The sequence below is a fragment of the Caldimonas sp. genome (assembly GCF_046291045.1).
Lineage (GTDB): Bacteria > Pseudomonadota > Gammaproteobacteria > Burkholderiales > Burkholderiaceae_C > Caldimonas.
Genome location: NZ_JBKBSL010000049.1, coordinates 1 through 15820, shown reverse-complemented (window position 1 = coordinate 15820; position 15820 = coordinate 1). Strand labels below are relative to the sequence as shown.

Genomic DNA, 15820 nt, shown 5'->3' with positions numbered 1-15820 from the left:
CAGAACTTCATCGCCATCGCCTACCTACGCATGTCCAAGCTCAAGCACCTGCCGGCCAGTCCGTTCGCGCCAGCCATGCCGACATGACGCGAAGCGTTTCCACACAAAACGGCATAGAGCCCCTTTCAGAACGACCTACAAGCGATTTTTCAAGAGTGGGTAAGGGGTGAGGCACCCCCGAAATCACCATTTTTTGAACCCGCATCGACTTTTTCAACGGCCTGCTAGCTAGCTAAGCTACGCCGCCAAGACCTCCGGCCGCAACACCGTGGTGGGGGACACCGAGGCCGGCCACCCGCGCGACGCTTGAAGACCGGGCTTCACGGTCGGGGCGACGGGCAGGCCGGGGGCGCTACAGTCCCGCCCATGTCCCCTTCCGTCTGACACCTCGCGGTGACCTCGTTCCTTGCCCTCTTGCTGGTGCCCGGCTGGGCCATCGGCCTGACCCAGCCCCCGTTCTCGTCGTTCTACAACGTCACCCTGGCCATGGCGGGCTGGGGGGCGGTGCTGGGCTTGGGGGCGTGGCGGATGGGCCGTGACGACGGGGCAGTGCCCCATGCGGCCTGGGGCTGGGCGCTGGCCGCCCTGGTGCTGGGGGGCTGGGCGGCCGTGCAGGGTTCTCGCGCCGGGGCCGGCCTGGCCGCGGCGCTGGCGGTGGCCGCTTTCGGCCGCTGGCTGGGCGGGCCGGTGTGGCGGGGGCCGGCGGCCCGGACGGTGCTGGGCGCGTTGGCCTGGGGCCTGCTGCTGGCGGCGCTGCTGAACGTGGGCGTCGCGCTGGTGCAGTACTTCGCCCCCGCCTGGGCCGACGGGGTCTGGGTCGCCCGGCCCACCACCCCGGGACGGGCCTTCGGCAACCTGCGCCAGCCCAACCACCTGGCCTCGCTGATGCTGATGGGGTTGTGCGTGCTGCCCGTGCTGGCGACGGGCAGGCGGGGCCGTTGGGCCTGGGCGGCCCTGGCAGCCCTGACGCTGGGGGTGGCGCTGAGCAGCTCGCGCACCGGGCTGCTGGGCCTGGGGGGGCTGGCGCTGTGGGCGGCGATCGACCGCGGCTTGCCCGCTGGGGCGCGACGTCTGTTCTGGGCGGCCCCGGCGGTGGCGGTGGCGTGGTGGCTGGGGCTATGGGCCTGGGGCGAGGTGGGCGGCACGGCCTATTACGGCGAGACGCGGCTGGAGGGGGGCGGCGATCTCAGCAGTTCGCGCTTTGCGATCTGGTCGAACACGCTGGCGCTGATCGCGGCGCATCCGTGGACCGGCGTGGGCTGGGGGAACTTCAACGCGGCCTGGACCTTCACGCCTTTCCCCGACCGGCCGGTGGCCTTTTTCGATCACAGCCACAACCTGGTGCTGCAGTTGATGGTGGAGCTCGGCATCCCGGCCGCGCTGGCCCTGCTGGGCGCGCTGGCCTGGGTGTTGTGGCGGGCGCGCGGTGCCTTGTCGCTGCCGGGGGAGGCTGGCCTCGCCGCGCGCTCGGCGCTGATGATGCTGGCGGTGCTGGGCTGGCACAGCCTGCTGGAGTACCCGCTGTGGTACGCCTACTTCCTGCTGCCGGCAGCCTTTGCGCTGGGTCTTCTCCTCGGGCTGGGGGCGCCGCCACGGCCCAGTGCATCCGCTCCTGCGCCGGCATGGACGCGCTGGCTCTTCCCCGTCGCGGGCGGCCTGATGGTGGCCGGCTCACTGCATGCCATGGTGGACTACCAGCGGGTGGTGCAGATCTTCACGCCCTCGGGCGAGGCGGGGCGGGCCTCGCTCAGTGAGCGCATCCGCATCGGTCAGGGCAGCCACTGGTTCGCCGTGCATGCCGACTATGCCGCCGTGACCACGGCGCCGCGACCGTCGGAGGTGTTCGAGCAGTTTGAGCGGCCGCTGCGGCATCTGATCGACGCGCGGCTGATGATCGCCTATGCCAAGGCCTTGCACGAACGTGGCGAAGACGACCGGGCCCTTTACGTGGTGCACCGGCTGCGCGAGTTCCGGCACCGGCTGGGCCGCGACTTCCTGGCGGTGTGCGCTCAGCCCGATCCGCCGCAATTCCCGTGTGGGCCGCAGCCGCAGGGCCTGAGCTGGCGGGAGCTTGCGACGCCTTGATGTTTCGCACGATCGTGCTGGCCTGCAAACATGGACGCCAAGACCAATCGCAGCGAAGCTTACGCGCGCGGCCATCCTCGACACCGCCTTGCTGATGGCGGCGCAAGAGGGCCTGGAGAGCGCGATCACTGGCCGTCGGCCGCGCGGTGGGGGGCGTGACCGCGACGACCTGACGGTTCCCGTCGCCGACGGCGAGCGGCTGGCCGCCGCGCTGCCAGGGTCCAGGTTGATGCTCACTTCCGGTCTGGGCCACCGCCGCACCTTGCAGGACCCGGCCGTGGTGGCCGAGGTGGTGCGCACGGTGCACGCATGGCGCACTGCACCATGACACAGACTGCACGGTCGCGCGGCCTGGGGTGACAATCCTTGTCAGCGGAGGGCGGCCGGGCGTGTGATATCTCCGCATCCGGCGCAGGTGGCCATATTTCGTTACGTTCCGGGGGTTGGCATGAAAGCTGCCATGGGACAGACACTGCTGTTTCACCGGAAGTCCAGACATGGCCTTGCTCAGCTTCAAGCGTCGCGCGGCAAGCCGCTCCCAGGCGGGTGACATCGCGCGCCGCGGCCGTCAACAATCGCCTGCCAGCCTGGCGCCGCGCCGGCCGGGCGGTTGGTCGTCGATGCTGCGGCTCACGCCGCTGCAGGGCGAGACCTCGCCGTCGCAGTGCTGGCCCAGCCTGGCGCTGGCCCGGCTGGGCAAGCCCGTGCCCAGCGCGCCGGCCTTTTTGTGTACCGACTTCGCGCCCAGCCAGTGGCTGACGAAATCATGATCCGCGCCAGCACTGCCGCCATTGCCTCCACCGTGCTGGCTCGGCACCTGGCCAGCACGCAGACGCCGCAGGCTGTGCCTGCAAGGCCGTCGGCGCCGCCGGCCCAGGCCGGCCATGCCGGGCTGCGCCAGTACCAGGTGCTGCAGTCGCGCACCGAGCCGGCCCAGCTCACGCTGCGGCTGGGTCGCCGCTGAACCGCTGTTTTCCAGGGACGTCGGGGGAAGAGGGGGCGGCCGGGGTCTGAGAGAGCGAGAGCCCCGGCCGCCTTTCCTTAACGGAGTCCACCGCCCGCCGTGCATTGCATGGCGGGCTCTTTTTTTGTGGTGCGCCGCAACGCCCCCCTGGTCTTCGCGTGCAGCCTGCTCCTACACTCGCGCACGACCGTGCCCACTCGAGGCGCGGCGTCCCGGTGCAACAACACACAACACGGAGCTTCCTTCCATGAGCCTTTTTCCGACATGGCGCGAGACCACGCAGGAGGTCGTCGCCCCCGACGAGCGCCTGCCCTGGCCCCAGACGGTGGCGATGGGCGTCCAGCATGTGGTGGCGATGTTCGGCGCTACCGTGCTGGCGCCGCTGTTGATGGGCTTCGACCCGAACGTCGCCATCCTGATGAGCGGCATCGGCACCTTGATCTTCTTTTTCGTGGTCGGCGGCAAGGTGCCGAGCTACCTCGGCTCGAGCTTTGCCTTCATCGGCGTGGTGATCGCCGCCAGCGGCTATGCCGGCAGCGGCCCCAATACCAACCTCGGGGTGGCGCTGGGCGGCATCGTCATCTGCGGCCTGGTCTACGCGATCATCGGCTTCATCGTGATGGGGGCGGGCACGGGCTGGATCGAACGCTTCATGCCGCCGGTGGTCACCGGCTCGGTGGTGGCCGTGATCGGCCTGAACCTGGCGCACATCCCGGTGAAGAACATGGCGCCCACGCCGTTCGACGCGTGGATGCAGGCCCTCACCTTCGTCTGCGTGGGCCTGGTGGCCGTCTTCACGCGGGGCATGGTGCAGCGCCTGCTCATCCTGGTGGGCCTGATCGTCGCGTCCATCGTCTACGCCATCCTCACCAACGGGTTGGGCCTGGGCAAGCCGCTCGACCTGTCGGGCATCGCCAACGCGCCCTGGTTCGGCATGCCGGGCTTTGCCGCGCCGGTGTTCGAGCTCAACGCCATCTTGCTGATCGCCCCGGTGGCCGTGATCCTGGTGGCCGAGAATCTCGGTCACATCAAGGCGGTGAGCGCGATGACCGGCCGGGACATGAACCCGTACATGGGCCGGGCCTTCGTCGGTGACGGCCTTGCGACGATGGTGAGCGGCGCCTCGGGGGGCACGGGGGTGACCACCTATGCCGAGAACATCGGCGTGATGGCGGCCACGAAGATCTACTCGACGGCCATCTTCGTCGTGGCCGGGTTGATCGCCATCGTGCTGGGCTTCAGCCCCAAGTTCGGTGCGCTGATCCAGGCCGTGCCGCTGGCCGTGATGGGCGGCGTGTCCATCGTGGTCTTCGGCCTGATCGCCGTGGCCGGCGCCAAGATCTGGGTCGACAACAAGGTCGACTTCTCCGACAACACCAACCTGATCGTGGCCGCCATCACCCTGGTGCTGGGCACGGGCGACTTCACGCTGAAGATCGGCGACTTCGCCCTGGGCGGCATCGGCACCGCCACCTTCGGCGCGATCGCGCTGTACGCGCTGCTGAAGAAGCGGGGCTGATCAACCGCCGAACTCGTCGCCCAGCTCGCGTGCGCGCTGCTGGGCGGCCTTCAGCGCCCGCACGAACGCCGCGGCCACCCCGTCGGCCTGCAGCGACTGCAGCGCCGCCTGGGTGGTGCCACCCTTGGAGGTGACGCGCTCGCGCAGCACCGAGGGTGGGTCTTCCGAGCGGCGGGCCAGCTCGGCCGCTCCGGCAAAGGTGGCCAGTGCGAGCTGCCGGCCTTGCTCGGCGCTCAGGCCCATCTCCTGCGCGGCGGCCATCATCGCCTCGACGAAGTAGAAGACATAGGCGGGGCCGGAGCCCGACAGCGCGGTCACGGCATCCAGGTCGGCCTCCTGCGTCACCCACAGCGTGGCGCCGGTGGGGGCCAGGAGCCGCTCGACCCGGTGGCGCTCGTCGCTGCTCACCTCGGGCCGCGCATACAGGCCCGAGATGCCCTGACCGATCAGGGCCGGGGTGTTGGGCATGGCGCGCACGATCCGCACGCTGCCGGTGGCCTGCACCAGGGCCTCGGTGCGGATGCCGGCCATCACGCTCAGGTGTAGGGCTTGGCCCACATGGGCGGCGCAGGGAGCTGCCGCTTCTTTGAACAGCTGGGGCTTGACCGCCCACACGACCGTGTCGGCCTGCGCCAGCACCGCGTCGGCGGCGGCCAGCGCCGACACGCCCAGCTCATGGCGCAGGCGTTCGCGTTGCTCGGCCCAGGGTTCGACGACGAGCAACTGCTCGCGGGGGTGCCCGGCGCGGATCAGGCCGCCCAGGACGGCCTGGGCCATGTTGCCCCCGCCGATGAAGGCCAGGGTGGAGGTGGTGCTCATGGAAGCTGCCGTGTCAGGAGGCTTGGAACAAGGTGGTGGCGAACAGCGCCAGGCTGCGTGCCAGCGCCAGCGCGGCCGAGGGCGGATGATAGGTCCCGCGTGCCCAGCAATTGAAGCCGTGGCCGGCACCGGGGTAGACATGCACCTGGGCACGCGAGGGCGCCAGCGCCTGGCGCACGCGCTCCACCGCCTCGGGCGGGATGTGGGCGTCGGTCTGGCCGTAGTGCAGCAACAGCGGACAGCGCACGCGGCCGGCCAGGTCGAGCTGGTCCTGGATGCCGCCGCCGTAATAAGCCACGGCGGCGTCCACGTCGGTCGTGGCCGCCGCGAGATAGGCCAGCCGTCCGCCCATGCAGTAGCCCAAGGCCCCGACCCGGCCCGTGACCTCCGGGCGTCGGCGCAGCGCGTCTACCACCGCGGCGACGTCCCCGACCAGTTGCTGCCGGTCGGCGCCGGCCAGCAGCTCGCGGGCGCGCTGCAGGTCGGCGCCCTCGTAGCCCAGTTCCACCCGCGGGGCCTGCCGCCAGAAGACGTCCGGGGCGAGCACCACGTAGCCCGCCAGCGCGTACTGCTCGGCCACGGCGCGGATGTGGGCGTTGACGCCGAAGATTTCCTGGAACAGCACCAGCCCTGGGCCGCGGCCGGCCGGTGGCAGGGCGAGGTAGGCCGCCTGTGGCCCGTCGGGTCGGGACAGCTCGATCCAGCAGGTGTGCACGGGGGAGGTCATGGGCGGTCTCTCCTAGAGCGCTAGGCGTTCTTATGGATTGTCAGTATGAACCGAAATCCATAGGATGAATATTCACGAAAGTTCGAGAATCTAGAGAATCGTCCAGCATGAAAACCGACTCCGAGGGCGCGCGCAGCCTGGACAAGATCGATCGCAAGATCCTGCGCATCTTGCAGGAGGACGGGCGCATCGCCAACCTCAAGCTGGCCGAGGCGGTGCACCTGTCGCCCACGGCGGTGCTCGAGCGGGTCAAGCGCCTGACGCGCGATGGCTACATCCTGGGCTACGAGGCGCGGCTCAACCCGCACTTGCTGGGCGCGGGCATGATGGTCTTCGTCGAGGTGGTGCTCGACCGCACCACGCCCGACGTCATGAACGCCTTCAAGGCGGCGGTGCAGACCCGGCCCGAGATCCTCGAATGCCATCTCGTGGCTGGCGGCTTCGACTACCTCATCAAGACCCGTGTGGCGGACATGCAGGCCTACCGCGAACTGATCGGCACGGTGGTGTGGTCGCTGCCGGGCGTGCGCGAGACCCACACCTATGCGGTGATGGAGGAGGTGAAGAACACCGCCCGCCTGCCGATCTGATCATCGCTGGCCGAAGATGGCCGTGCCCACGCGGACGATCGTGGCGCCTTCGACGACGGCAGCCTCCAGGTCGGCGCTCATGCCCATGGACAGGGTGTCCAGGTCGAGGCCCTGGGCGCGAAGGGTGTCCAGCAGTTCGCGCAGGGCGCGGTGCGGCTGGCGCTGGGCGTGCGGGTCGTCGGCGGGCTCGGGGATGGCCATCAGGCCGCGCAAGCGCAGCCGGGGCAGGGCGGCCACGGCGTGGGCCAAGGCGCTCACTTCGGCCGGGGCCAGGCCGCTCTTGCTGGCCTCGCCGCTGATGTTGACCTGCAGGCACACTTGCAGCGGCGGCAGGTGCGCAGGGCGCTGATCGGACAGACGCTGTGCGATTTTCAGGCGGTCCACCGAATGCACCCAGTCGAAATGCTCGGCCACCGCGCGGGTCTTGTTGCTCTGCAGCGGACCGATCAGGTGCCACTCGAGGCGAGGGCGCACGTCGGCCAGCGTGGCCATTTTCTCCAGCGCCTCTTGCACGTAGTTCTCACCGAAACGCTGTTGACCCGCGGCCAGGGCTTCGCGGATCGCCGGCGCACCGAAGGTCTTGCTCACCGCCAGCAGCGTGACACTTTGCACGTCGCGTTGCGCGCGTGCACAGGCCGCCGCGATGCGGTCCTTCACTTGTTGTATGTTCCGAGCGATCGTCGCCATAATGGCGCGAGCTTACGGCACATCGTCACTTCCTCGCACAACCGCGCGCCGCGCACCACCTTGGGGGCCTGAAGGGCAGACATGGACATCACGCAACTGCTGGCGTTCTCGGTCAAGAACAAGGCATCGGACCTGCACCTGTCCGCCGGCTTGCCCCCCATGATCCGAGTGCACGGCGACGTGCGTCGCATCAATGTCGACCCGCTCGAGCACAAGCAGGTTCACGACATGGTGTACGACATCATGAACGATGCCCAGCGCAAGGCCTACGAGGAAACGCTGGAGTGCGACTTCTCGTTCGAGATCCAGGGCTTGGCGCGTTTTCGCGTCAATGCTTTCAACCAGAACCGCGGCGCCGGCGCGGTGTTCCGGACCATCCCCTCGAAGATCCTCACGCTCGAGCAGCTCAACGCGCCCAAGGTGTTCGCCGAGCTGTCCCTCAAGCCCCGCGGCCTGATCCTCGTGACCGGGCCCACCGGCTCGGGCAAATCGACCACTCTGGCGGCGATGGTCAACCACCTCAACGAGAACGAGTACGGACACATCCTCACGGTCGAGGATCCGATCGAGTTCGTCCACGAGTCCAAAAAGTGCCTGGTCAACCAGCGCGAGGTCGGGCCGCACACGCTGAGCTTCAACAACGCGTTGCGCTCGGCGCTGCGCGAGGATCCCGATGCCATCCTCGTGGGCGAGATGCGTGACCTGGAGACCATCCGCCTGGCGCTCACGGCCGCCGAGACCGGCCACCTGGTGTTCGGCACGCTGCACACCTCGAGCGCGGCCAAGACCATCGACCGCATCGTCGATGTCTTTCCCGCCGCCGAGAAGGAGATGGTGCGCGCGATGTTGTCTGAATCGCTGGTCGCGGTGATCTCGCAGACGTTGTGCAAGCTCAAGGACGGCTCGGGCCGTGTGGCCGCGCATGAAATCATGCTGGGCACTTCGGCCATCCGCAACCTGATCCGCGAGAACAAGATCGCCCAGATGTACTCGGCCATCCAAACGGGCAACAGCATGGGCATGATGACCCTGGACCAGTGTCTGACCGACCTCGTGCGCCGCAACGTGATCTCCCCGGCCGAAGCGCGCAGCAAGGCCAAGTTCCCCGAGAACTTCCCAGGTTGAAGGCCGCACGCGCCGCCGGGACTCGACCGCCGTCACCGCCATGAAGAAACTCATCGAAAAGCTCAAGGGAGGGGCCAGTGCGGTCCCCGAAGGCAGCGGCGCCGATTCCGACGAGGACTCGCGTTTTTTCTCGACGATGTTCCAGGAGCGTGCCGACGATAACCTGCCCCAGGCCACCTGGCGCGAGCGCGCGGCCCGCATCGGCGCGCGGGCCTATGACCGCGAGCGCGGGGCGCAGACATTCGCGCAGCTTTGGGGTGCGGACCGCTACGTGGCAGCGCTGGGCCCACAGGACTTGCAGCGCATGAGCCAGTACCTCGAGTTCGTCGAGGTGGGCGCCGACCAGGAGATCATCGGCCAGGATGAGCTGGGCGACTACATGCTCATCGTGCTCGAGGGCACGATCGCCGTGGACCGCATCCAACCTTGGGGTGCGCGTGCGCGCCTGGCCGAAGCGCGTCCCGGCGACATGCTGGGCGAGATGTCGCTGCTGGACGCCGGCTCGCGCTTTTCGGCTTGCACCACGCTCACCCCCTGCGTGCTCGCGGTGGTCGATGCCGAGGGGCTCGACCGCATGATCATGCAGGAGCCGCGCCTGGGCTTGGCCTTGCTGGCCTCGCTGGCACGTCGTTTGTCTTTGCGGTTGCGGCATGTCAGTGCACGGCTGAGTGCCCTGCTGTCGCGCGGCTGAGGATCCATCATGGAAAGAGACCAGGCTTCCAAGTTCGTCAACGACCTGCTGCGCTTGATGGTGGCGCGCAATGGCTCGGATCTTTTCCTCACGGCCGAATTCCCGCCGGCGATCAAGGTGGACGGCAAGATCACCAAGGTGTCGCCCCAGCCCTTGACCGGCCAGCACACGATGGCCCTGGCGCGGGCCATCATGAACGACAAGCAAGCGGCTGAGTTCGAGCGCACGAAGGAGTGCAACTTCGCCATCGCTCCGCAGGGTATTGGGCGCTTCCGTGTCAATGCCTTCGTGCAGCAAGGCCATGTGGGCCTGGTGCTGCGGGTCATTCCTCAAACCCTGCCCACCATCGACGCACTGGGTTTGCCGACGATCCTCAAGGACGTGGCCATGACCAAGCGTGGCTTGGTGATCATGGTCGGGGCCACGGGCTCGGGCAAGAGCACCACCCTGGCGGCCATGGTCGACTACCGCAACGAAAACTCGTACGGCCACATCATCACCATCGAGGATCCGGTGGAGTTCGTGCATCCGCACAAAAACTGCATCGTCACCCAGCGCGAGGTGGGCCTGGACACCGACGGCTGGGAGGCGGCGCTGAAGAACACGCTGCGCCAGGCTCCCGACGTGATCCTGATGGGCGAGATCCGCGACCGCGAGACGATGGAACACGCCGTGGCTTTCGCCGAAACCGGCCACCTGTGCATGGCCACGCTGCACGCCAACAGCGCCAACCAGGCCCTGGATCGCATCATCAATTTCTTCCCAGAAGATCGCCGCGTGCAGTTGCTGATGGACCTGTCGCTCAACCTCAAGGCCATGGTCTCGCAGCGCTTGCTGCCGCGCCAGGAAGGCAAGGGTCGCATTGCCGCCGTCGAGATCTTGCTGAACACCCCGCTGATCTCCGAGCTGATCTTCAAGGGCGAGGTGGCCGAGATCAAGGAGATCATGAAGAAAAGCCGCGAGCTGGGCATGCAGACCTTCGATCAGTCCTTGTTCGACTTGTACGAAGGCAACTTCATCACCTACGAGGACGCCTTGCGCAACGCCGATTCGGTCAACGATCTGCGGTTGCAGATCAAGCTCAGCAGCAACCGGGCACGCAACGCCGATCTGGCCGCGGGCACCGAACACCTCACGATCGTGTGACCATGAGCACTCCCAAGACCTACGCTCCCATTGCCTCCCACACCGTGGCCTTCCTGGGCCTGGGGGTGATGGGCTACCCCATGGCTGGGCACCTGGCCCGCGCCGGGCACCGTGTGACGGTGTACAACCGCACGGCGGCCAAGGCGCAGCAGTGGGTGGCCGAGTATGGCGGGGCCAGTGCGCCCACGCCGCGCGAGGCCGCGCGGGGGGCCGACATCGTCTTTGCCTGCGTCGGCAATGACGACGACCTGCGTTCGGTGGTGCTGGGCGAGGACGGGGCGTTTGCGGGCATGCCACCCGGGGCGATCTTCATGGACCACACCACCGCCTCGGCCGAGGTGGCGCGTGAGCTGGGCCAGGCGGCGCGCCAGCGTGGCCTGGCCTTCATCGACGCCCCGGTCTCGGGCGGCAATCTTGGCGCGATCCATGGCACCCTGACGGTGATGTGCGGGGGCGATGCCGCCGCCTTCGCGCAGGCCCAGCCGGTGGCGATGGCCTTTGCCAAGGCCGTGACGCTGCTGGGCGAGCAGGGGGCCGGCCAACTGGCCAAGATGGTCAACCAGATCGCGATCGCCGGTGTGCTGCAGGGGCTGTCCGAGGCCATTGCCTTCGGACAGAAGGCCGGCCTGGACATGAAAGCCGTGCTCGAGGTCATCGGCAAGGGCGCCGCCCAGAGCTGGCAGATGGACAACCGCGGCCCCACGATGATCGAGGACCGCTTCGACTTTGGCTTTGCCGTGGACTGGATGCGCAAGGATCTGGGCCTGTGCCTGGAAGAGGCGCGTCGCAATGGTGCGCGTCTGCCGGTCACGGCCCTGGTGGACCAGTTCTACGCCGACCTCCAGGCCCAAGGCGGCGGTCGCTGGGACACCTCCAGCCTGATCCGCCGGCTCCAATGACTCACTGACCCGGCGAGGCGCCTGCCGGCGAGGGCCGGTTGGGTTGCAGCCGTGCCAGCTCTTCCTCGGTGATCAGCTCGAACACCGTCACCACCTTGTTCACGCCACTGACGCTGCGTGCCAGTTCGGCCGCTCGCTTGGCTTCGCGCTCGGTGACCCGTCCCATCAGGTAGACGGTACCCCGTTCGGCCACGACCTTCACGGCTTGGGCTTGCAGGTCGCGCGCGTCGACGAAGGTGGCCTTGACCTTGCCGCCCAGGATCACGTCGTTGGAACGCGAGGTCAGGGAGCTCACCCCCATGACCGCCAACTCGTTGACGATGGAGCGCACGTTGTCCACGCCGGCCACGATGCGCTCGACGCGCTGCTTGTCTTCTTCGCTGGCCACCTCACCGGTGAGCAGCACCATGCGGTTGTAGCTCGTCACGTTGACATGCACGCGCTGCTCGTTGAAGGTTTCGCGCAGGCGGTTCATGGCCTTCAGTTCGATGGCCTGGTCATCGAGCTGGGCGCCGGAGCTGCGCCGGTCGGTGGCGACCATCACGGTGCCCACCACGGCCCCGCCCACCAGCAAGGGGGCACAGGCCGACAGTGCGCTGAGCAGGCCGGCGGCGGCCAGCACGGCCGCCAGCGGGCGCAGCAAACGGGGACGGGAAGCAAGTGGCGTCATGGGTGATCCTGTTCTCCAAGCAGTTGAGTGTCCACCGCGTCGCACAGGCAGTGCAGCGTCAGCAGGTGAACTTCCTGGACGCGCGAGAGCCGCTCATGCGGCACGGCGATGTGCACGTCGGTTTCGGCCAGCAGGTCCTTGAGCTTGCCGCCGCCCTTGCCGGTGAGGGCGATGACGGTCATCTCCTTGTCATGGGCCGCCTGCACGGCTGCCAGCGCGGTGGCCGAACCGCCGCTGCCCGACAGAACCAGCAGGATGTCGCCGGGCTGGCCCAGCGCTTGCACCTGCTTGGCATAGACGAGGGCGGGGTCGGCCCCGAAGCCACCGAGGTGCACAGCGTCCGCGCTCAGCGCCAGCGCGGCCAGGCCGGGGCGCTCGCGCTCGAAACGCCCCACGAGCAGGGAGGCGACGTGCCGGGCCAGGCCTGCCGCACCGCCGTTGCCGCAGGCGAGCACCTTGCCGCCGGCAGTCAGGCAGCCCACCACGGCCTGCGCGGCCTCGGCGATCGGCCGGGCGAGCTGGTCGGCACACTGGTACATCAGGTCGGCACTTTCGAAGAATTGCTGCTGGATGCGGGGTTCAAGCATGGGCGGCATCATAAGTCAGCGTCATGGGACGCCCGCGCGGGGGCGAAGGTTCCGCGGTCGCAGGACAGACGGCACGGGCCGAGGCGCGCCAGGTCTCACGAGGCCTCGAACGCGGCCTTCAGCCACTGCAGCTGCCCCGCCTCGATGGCCACCACATCGAAGCGGCACGGCGGTGGCGAACCCAGGCGCTGCAGGTAGTGGCGGGCGGCCAGGACGATGGCGCGCCGCTTGGCTGCCCCGATGCTGGCAGCGGCGCCGCCATGGGCGGCGCTGGCGCGCTCGCGTACCTCGACGAAGACCAGCGTGCCGTCACGATCGCGCATGATGAGATCCACCTCGCCCGCGTGGGCGCGCGGGCCGCGCGCCACCCGATAATTGCGTTCGACGAGTGCCAGGCCGGCGCGCTGCAGGTGTGCCAGCGCCCGTTGCTCGGCGGCGTCCCCCTTGTACTTGGTCGTGAACACTTCCTCCTCCTCCTCCTCCTGGTCCGATGCTGCGCTGTGGCGCGAGGCGGCCGCACGCGCGGCCGGGGCTCAGCAGTATCCTGCGGGCGCACTGTATGTGGTGGCCACGCCGATCGGCAACCTGGCGGACCTGAGCCTGCGCGCCCTGCAGGTGCTGCACACCGTTGAGGCGGTGGCCTGCGAGGACACGCGCCATACCGCACCGCTGCTGCGCCACTATGGCATCGACAAGCCGATGCTGGCGGTGCACGAGCACAACGAGCGCGAGGCGGCGCAGGCCGTGATCGCGCGGCTTCGCGCGGGCGAGCGTGTGGCCTATGTCAGCGATGCCGGCACGCCGGCCGTCTCGGACCCGGGCGCCCGCCTCGTGGCGGCCGTGCGGGAGGCGGGCTGCGGCGTGGTCCCCGTCCCGGGCCCCAGCAGTGCCACGGCGGCCCTGAGCGTGGCCGGCGATGTGCGCTCGACGGGCTTTTGTTTCGTGGGTTTCCTACCGGCCAGGCCGCGCGAGCTCGAGCAGGCCGTGCGCGCGATGGCAGCGCGGCCGACGAGTCAGGTGATTTTCGAGTCGCCGCATCGCATCGAGACGCTGGCGCGCGTGTTGGCGCAGGCTTGCCCTCAACGCCTGCTCACCGTGGCGCGCGAGCTGACGAAGCAGTTCGAAACCATCGTCACTTTGCCCACCGCCGCATTTGCAGACTGGCTGGCCGGCGACCCGCACCGCCGCCGTGGCGAATTCGTGCTCGTGCTGCATGCCCCGGAGCCGGCGGCCGGCGAGGACGAGAACGCGCTCGCACGCGCCGAGCCGCTGCTACGGGCCCTGGTCGAGGTGCTGCCGCTCAAGCAGGCCGTGGCCCTGGCCGCCGAGCACACCGGCGCGGCGCGCAATGCGCTGTACACGCGTGCACTGGCGCTGCGCGGATCGGCGAAGTGAGTCAGCGCTGCACGATGGCGGGCACCAACTGCAAGGCCTCGCGGATGCGCTCGGCGGCCGCGCCGGCCTCGCTGCGGCTGGCATAGGGGCCGACCTGCAGGCGGTGCAGAGCGTCCTCGGTGACGAGAACGAGCTGCGGGGCCAGCCACTGCACCTGGGCGCGCACTTGGCTCATGAAGGACTCGGCGCCTTCGCGCTGACGGAACGCTCCAAGTTGCACCCAGTAGTTGGGTGCTTCGACCGCAGGCGACGGGCTCGGACGGACGGGCGTCGTTGCCGGCCCGAGAGCCGGTGCATGCGCGTCTGGCCAGCGTCCGGCGCGGATGTCGGCATGGGTGATGCGTTCGATCTCGACCAACGCATGGCCCTGCTGGATGAAGCCCAGGCGGTGCGCGGCGGCGTAGCTCAGGTCGATGATGCGTTCGCCGATGAAAGGGCCGCGATCGTTCACACGCACGATCACCTCACGGCCGTTGCCCAAGTGGCGCACCCGCACGTAGCTGGGGATGGGCAGCACGGGGTGGGCGGCCGTCATGGCGTACATGTCGTACGGTTCACCGCTGGATGTCGGCCGACCGTGATACTGCCGGCCGTACCACGATGCCAGGCCGCGTTCTCGGAAGGGTTGATCGGTCGTCAAAGGCACATACTGTCGCCCGTTCACCGCGTAGGGACGGTTGGGACCGCGGGCCAGCGGTTCGAGGCGGGGCACGGCATCGGGGATGCGATCGAGCTCAGCGGCCGGGCGCGAGCCTGGTCCATCGTTTTGGAAGTATCCGCCGCTGCGCGGCGTGTGCGAGCACCCGGCCAAGACCGCCAGCAGCAGGCAAGTCAGCAGCCGATGGCGCCCCAAGAGGGCGGGCGGCGCGAGGACGCAAGTGGCATGCATGGAGGCCAAGGGTACCGCACCCGGCGACCGCAGCGTGGGGCGAGGAGGACTGACCTCCATGCGCGGCGTGAGCGACGTCACAGGCCAGACCCGTCATGCGGTATCGGCTGGCGCGCCCGGCTGGAATCGAACCAGCGACCCTTGGCTTCGGAGGCCAATACTCTATCCACTGAGCTACGGGCGCGTGAAACATACATTCTAGCAGCCCCGTCGCTTTGCCAGTGACGCCTTGGCTTGCTCGCTTATAATCGACGGGTTTTGCGCTGCCCACCGCTGGGGCGCTTTGACGTCCGGTTCGAAGCCGAGGAATTCCTTTCATGAGCGACAACGCACACTCCCACGACGAACACGACGCACCGCACGAAGGACCGGTCAAGACGCCCAAGCAACTGGTCCTGGCGGTGATCTTCTCGTTCCTGGTGCCCATCGTGGGCATCATCTTGTTGGTCAACTTCGTCGCGTCGGGCAGCAAGACGGGAGCGGGCAGCGAAGGGTTTTCCGAGGAAGCGATCGCTGCGCGCATCCAGCCCGTCGGCACGGTCGAGCTGCGTGATGCCTCGGCGCCGCGCGTGCTCAAGAGCGGCCAGGAGGTCTACCAGGCCCAGTGTGCGGTCTGCCACGCCGCCGGCGTGGCCGGGGCGCCCAAGCTGGGCGATGCCGCGGCCTGGGCGCCGCGCGTGGCCACGGGCTACGAGGCCCTGCTCAACTCGGCCCTGAAGGGCAAGGGCGCCATGGGCGCCCAGGGCGGCGGTGAGTTCAGCGACCTGGAGATCGGTCGTGCGGTGGTCTACCTGACCAACAACTCCGGGGCCAACCTGCCCGAGCCGAAGGCTCCGGCGGCCGAGACGGCCGCCTCGCAGTGAGGAGGGGCTCGAGCCCTGTCTGGACGAGCCGGCCGCGGGCCGGCTTTTTCATGTGCGCCCAGCATGGGCGCGATCTTCGGGGTGTGAGTCCCCGGCCGAGTTGGCCACAGCGAGGCGAGCGAAGCGCAACTGCGTGAGGGTGACCGAACGTGGGGAGGAAGCGT

Annotated in this window: 19 protein-coding genes and 1 tRNA gene; 12 read left to right on the top strand and 8 right to left on the bottom strand. The window is 68.7% G+C overall.

Going from position 1 to position 15820, the window contains the following annotated elements; all coding sequences use genetic code 11:
• Positions 1–393 precede the first annotated feature (393 nt).
• From ACK4ZD_RS14055 to ACK4ZD_RS14035, 5 genes are all read left to right on the top strand, one after another.
• A complete protein-coding gene (locus tag ACK4ZD_RS14055) occupies positions 394–2085 on the top strand; it encodes a Wzy polymerase domain-containing protein (protein WP_409663357.1) in 1692 nt (563 codons plus the stop codon).
• Positions 2086–2179: 94 nt separating this feature from the next.
• Positions 2180–2413, top strand: coding sequence for a hypothetical protein (locus ACK4ZD_RS14050; RefSeq protein WP_156824676.1), 234 nt, complete (start codon positions 2180–2182; stop codon positions 2411–2413).
• A gap of 169 nt (positions 2414–2582) precedes the next feature.
• On the top strand, positions 2583–2855 hold the full coding sequence (locus ACK4ZD_RS14045; RefSeq protein ID WP_409663354.1) for a hypothetical protein: 273 nt from the start codon (positions 2583–2585) through the stop codon (positions 2853–2855).
• Positions 2852–3049, top strand: coding sequence for a hypothetical protein (locus ACK4ZD_RS14040; RefSeq protein ID WP_019562212.1), 198 nt, complete (start codon positions 2852–2854; stop codon positions 3047–3049). Before ACK4ZD_RS14045 ends, ACK4ZD_RS14040 begins: the two co-directional genes overlap by 4 nt.
• Positions 3050–3296: 247 nt before the next feature.
• Positions 3297–4568 carry a solute carrier family 23 protein gene (locus tag ACK4ZD_RS14035; RefSeq protein ID WP_409663351.1) on the top strand — a complete coding sequence of 424 codons (1272 nt, stop codon included), beginning with the start codon at positions 3297–3299 and terminating at the stop codon, positions 4566–4568.
• Here ACK4ZD_RS14035 and proC read toward each other — a convergent pair whose 3' ends face one another.
• Together proC and ACK4ZD_RS14025 are read right to left on the bottom strand one after the other, a co-directional pair.
• A complete protein-coding gene (gene proC / locus ACK4ZD_RS14030; RefSeq protein WP_409663348.1) occupies positions 4569–5387 on the bottom strand; it encodes a pyrroline-5-carboxylate reductase in 819 nt (272 codons plus the stop codon).
• 13 nt (positions 5388–5400) lie between these two features.
• Entirely contained in the window at positions 5401–6114 is a 714-nt protein-coding gene (locus tag ACK4ZD_RS14025; RefSeq protein ID WP_409663345.1) for a dienelactone hydrolase family protein, read from the bottom strand.
• Between the two features lie 107 nt (positions 6115–6221).
• On the opposite strand from ACK4ZD_RS14025, the gene ACK4ZD_RS14020 reads away from it, so the two are divergent.
• Complete coding sequence (locus ACK4ZD_RS14020) at positions 6222–6704, top strand: Lrp/AsnC ligand binding domain-containing protein (protein ID WP_409663343.1); 483 nt, start codon at positions 6222–6224, stop codon at positions 6702–6704.
• Here ACK4ZD_RS14020 and ACK4ZD_RS14015 read toward each other — a convergent pair whose 3' ends face one another.
• Positions 6705–7391, bottom strand: a complete 687-nt coding sequence (locus ACK4ZD_RS14015) for a YggS family pyridoxal phosphate-dependent enzyme (RefSeq protein WP_409663340.1) — start codon at positions 7389–7391, stop codon at positions 6705–6707.
• A gap of 81 nt (positions 7392–7472) precedes the next feature.
• Here ACK4ZD_RS14015 and ACK4ZD_RS14010 point away from each other — a divergent pair, with 81 nt between their 5' ends.
• The 4 genes from ACK4ZD_RS14010 to ACK4ZD_RS13995 are packed head-to-tail and all read left to right on the top strand — an operon-like array spanning position 7473 to position 11252.
• Positions 7473–8516, top strand: a complete 1044-nt coding sequence (locus tag ACK4ZD_RS14010) for a type IV pilus twitching motility protein PilT (RefSeq protein ID WP_409663337.1) — start codon at positions 7473–7475, stop codon at positions 8514–8516.
• A gap of 40 nt (positions 8517–8556) precedes the next feature.
• Positions 8557–9207, top strand: a complete 651-nt coding sequence (locus ACK4ZD_RS14005) for a cyclic nucleotide-binding domain-containing protein (protein WP_409663335.1) — start codon at positions 8557–8559, stop codon at positions 9205–9207.
• Between the two features lie 9 nt (positions 9208–9216).
• Entirely contained in the window at positions 9217–10353 is a 1137-nt protein-coding gene (locus ACK4ZD_RS14000) for a PilT/PilU family type 4a pilus ATPase (RefSeq protein WP_409663332.1), read from the top strand.
• 2 nt (positions 10354–10355) lie between these two features.
• On the top strand, positions 10356–11252 hold the full coding sequence (locus tag ACK4ZD_RS13995; RefSeq protein ID WP_409663329.1) for an NAD(P)-dependent oxidoreductase: 897 nt from the start codon (positions 10356–10358) through the stop codon (positions 11250–11252).
• Position 11253: 1 nt separating this feature from the next.
• On the opposite strand, the gene ACK4ZD_RS13990 is transcribed toward ACK4ZD_RS13995, so the two are convergent.
• The 3 genes from ACK4ZD_RS13990 to ACK4ZD_RS13980 form a co-directional block, all read right to left on the bottom strand.
• Complete coding sequence (locus tag ACK4ZD_RS13990) at positions 11254–11922, bottom strand: BON domain-containing protein (protein ID WP_409663327.1); 669 nt, start codon at positions 11920–11922, stop codon at positions 11254–11256.
• The gene (locus tag ACK4ZD_RS13985; RefSeq protein WP_409663324.1) at positions 11919–12509 is read right to left on the bottom strand and encodes an SIS domain-containing protein; all 591 of its coding nucleotides are present in this window, start codon (positions 12507–12509) and stop codon (positions 11919–11921) included. The genes ACK4ZD_RS13990 and ACK4ZD_RS13985 overlap by 4 nt, the downstream gene beginning before the upstream one ends.
• Positions 12510–12604: 95 nt before the next feature.
• Complete coding sequence (locus ACK4ZD_RS13980) at positions 12605–12973, bottom strand: YraN family protein (RefSeq protein ID WP_409663321.1); 369 nt, start codon at positions 12971–12973, stop codon at positions 12605–12607.
• Between ACK4ZD_RS13980 and rsmI the strand changes: the two genes are divergently transcribed.
• Complete coding sequence (gene rsmI, locus ACK4ZD_RS13975; protein ID WP_409663319.1) at positions 12966–13904, top strand: 16S rRNA (cytidine(1402)-2'-O)-methyltransferase; 939 nt, start codon at positions 12966–12968, stop codon at positions 13902–13904. The genes ACK4ZD_RS13980 and rsmI overlap by 8 nt on opposite strands.
• A 1-nt stretch (position 13905) precedes the next feature.
• Here the strand turns inward: rsmI and ACK4ZD_RS13970 are convergent, their stop codons facing one another.
• Both ACK4ZD_RS13970 and ACK4ZD_RS13965 read right to left on the bottom strand, forming a co-directional pair.
• On the bottom strand, positions 13906–14793 hold the full coding sequence (locus ACK4ZD_RS13970) for a septal ring lytic transglycosylase RlpA family protein (RefSeq protein ID WP_409663316.1): 888 nt from the start codon (positions 14791–14793) through the stop codon (positions 13906–13908).
• A gap of 108 nt (positions 14794–14901) precedes the next feature.
• Positions 14902–14977: transfer RNA gene (locus tag ACK4ZD_RS13965), tRNA-Arg, on the bottom strand.
• A 133-nt stretch (positions 14978–15110) separates the two neighbouring features.
• Here ACK4ZD_RS13965 and ACK4ZD_RS13960 point away from each other — a divergent pair.
• Positions 15111–15656 carry a c-type cytochrome gene (locus ACK4ZD_RS13960; protein ID WP_409663314.1) on the top strand — a complete coding sequence of 182 codons (546 nt, stop codon included), beginning with the start codon at positions 15111–15113 and terminating at the stop codon, positions 15654–15656.
• Positions 15657–15820: the final 164 nt, after the last annotated feature.

Excerpts from the sequence above, each read along its gene's own strand:
- ACK4ZD_RS14050 (WP_156824676.1), top strand. The coding sequence starts at position 2,180 with ATGGCGGCGCAAGAGGGCCTGGAGAGCGCGATCACTGGCCGTCGGCCG.
- ACK4ZD_RS14045 (WP_409663354.1), top strand. The coding sequence starts at position 2,583 with ATGGCCTTGCTCAGCTTCAAGCGTCGCGCGGCAAGCCGCTCCCAGGCG.
- ACK4ZD_RS14040 (WP_019562212.1), top strand. The coding sequence starts at position 2,852 with ATGATCCGCGCCAGCACTGCCGCCATTGCCTCCACCGTGCTGGCTCGG.
- ACK4ZD_RS14035 (WP_409663351.1), top strand. The coding sequence starts at position 3,297 with ATGAGCCTTTTTCCGACATGGCGCGAGACCACGCAGGAGGTCGTCGCC.
- proC (WP_409663348.1), bottom strand. The coding sequence starts at position 5,387 with ATGAGCACCACCTCCACCCTGGCCTTCATCGGCGGGGGCAACATGGCC.
- ACK4ZD_RS14025 (WP_409663345.1), bottom strand. The coding sequence starts at position 6,114 with ATGACCTCCCCCGTGCACACCTGCTGGATCGAGCTGTCCCGACCCGAC.
- ACK4ZD_RS14020 (WP_409663343.1), top strand. The coding sequence starts at position 6,222 with ATGAAAACCGACTCCGAGGGCGCGCGCAGCCTGGACAAGATCGATCGC.
- ACK4ZD_RS14015 (WP_409663340.1), bottom strand. The coding sequence starts at position 7,391 with ATGGCGACGATCGCTCGGAACATACAACAAGTGAAGGACCGCATCGCG.
- ACK4ZD_RS14010 (WP_409663337.1), top strand. The coding sequence starts at position 7,473 with ATGGACATCACGCAACTGCTGGCGTTCTCGGTCAAGAACAAGGCATCG.
- ACK4ZD_RS14005 (WP_409663335.1), top strand. The coding sequence starts at position 8,557 with ATGAAGAAACTCATCGAAAAGCTCAAGGGAGGGGCCAGTGCGGTCCCC.
- ACK4ZD_RS14000 (WP_409663332.1), top strand. The coding sequence starts at position 9,217 with ATGGAAAGAGACCAGGCTTCCAAGTTCGTCAACGACCTGCTGCGCTTG.
- ACK4ZD_RS13995 (WP_409663329.1), top strand. The coding sequence starts at position 10,356 with ATGAGCACTCCCAAGACCTACGCTCCCATTGCCTCCCACACCGTGGCC.
- ACK4ZD_RS13990 (WP_409663327.1), bottom strand. The coding sequence starts at position 11,922 with ATGACGCCACTTGCTTCCCGTCCCCGTTTGCTGCGCCCGCTGGCGGCC.
- ACK4ZD_RS13985 (WP_409663324.1), bottom strand. The coding sequence starts at position 12,509 with ATGCTTGAACCCCGCATCCAGCAGCAATTCTTCGAAAGTGCCGACCTG.
- ACK4ZD_RS13970 (WP_409663316.1), bottom strand. The coding sequence starts at position 14,793 with ATGCATGCCACTTGCGTCCTCGCGCCGCCCGCCCTCTTGGGGCGCCAT.
- ACK4ZD_RS13960 (WP_409663314.1), top strand. The coding sequence starts at position 15,111 with ATGAGCGACAACGCACACTCCCACGACGAACACGACGCACCGCACGAA.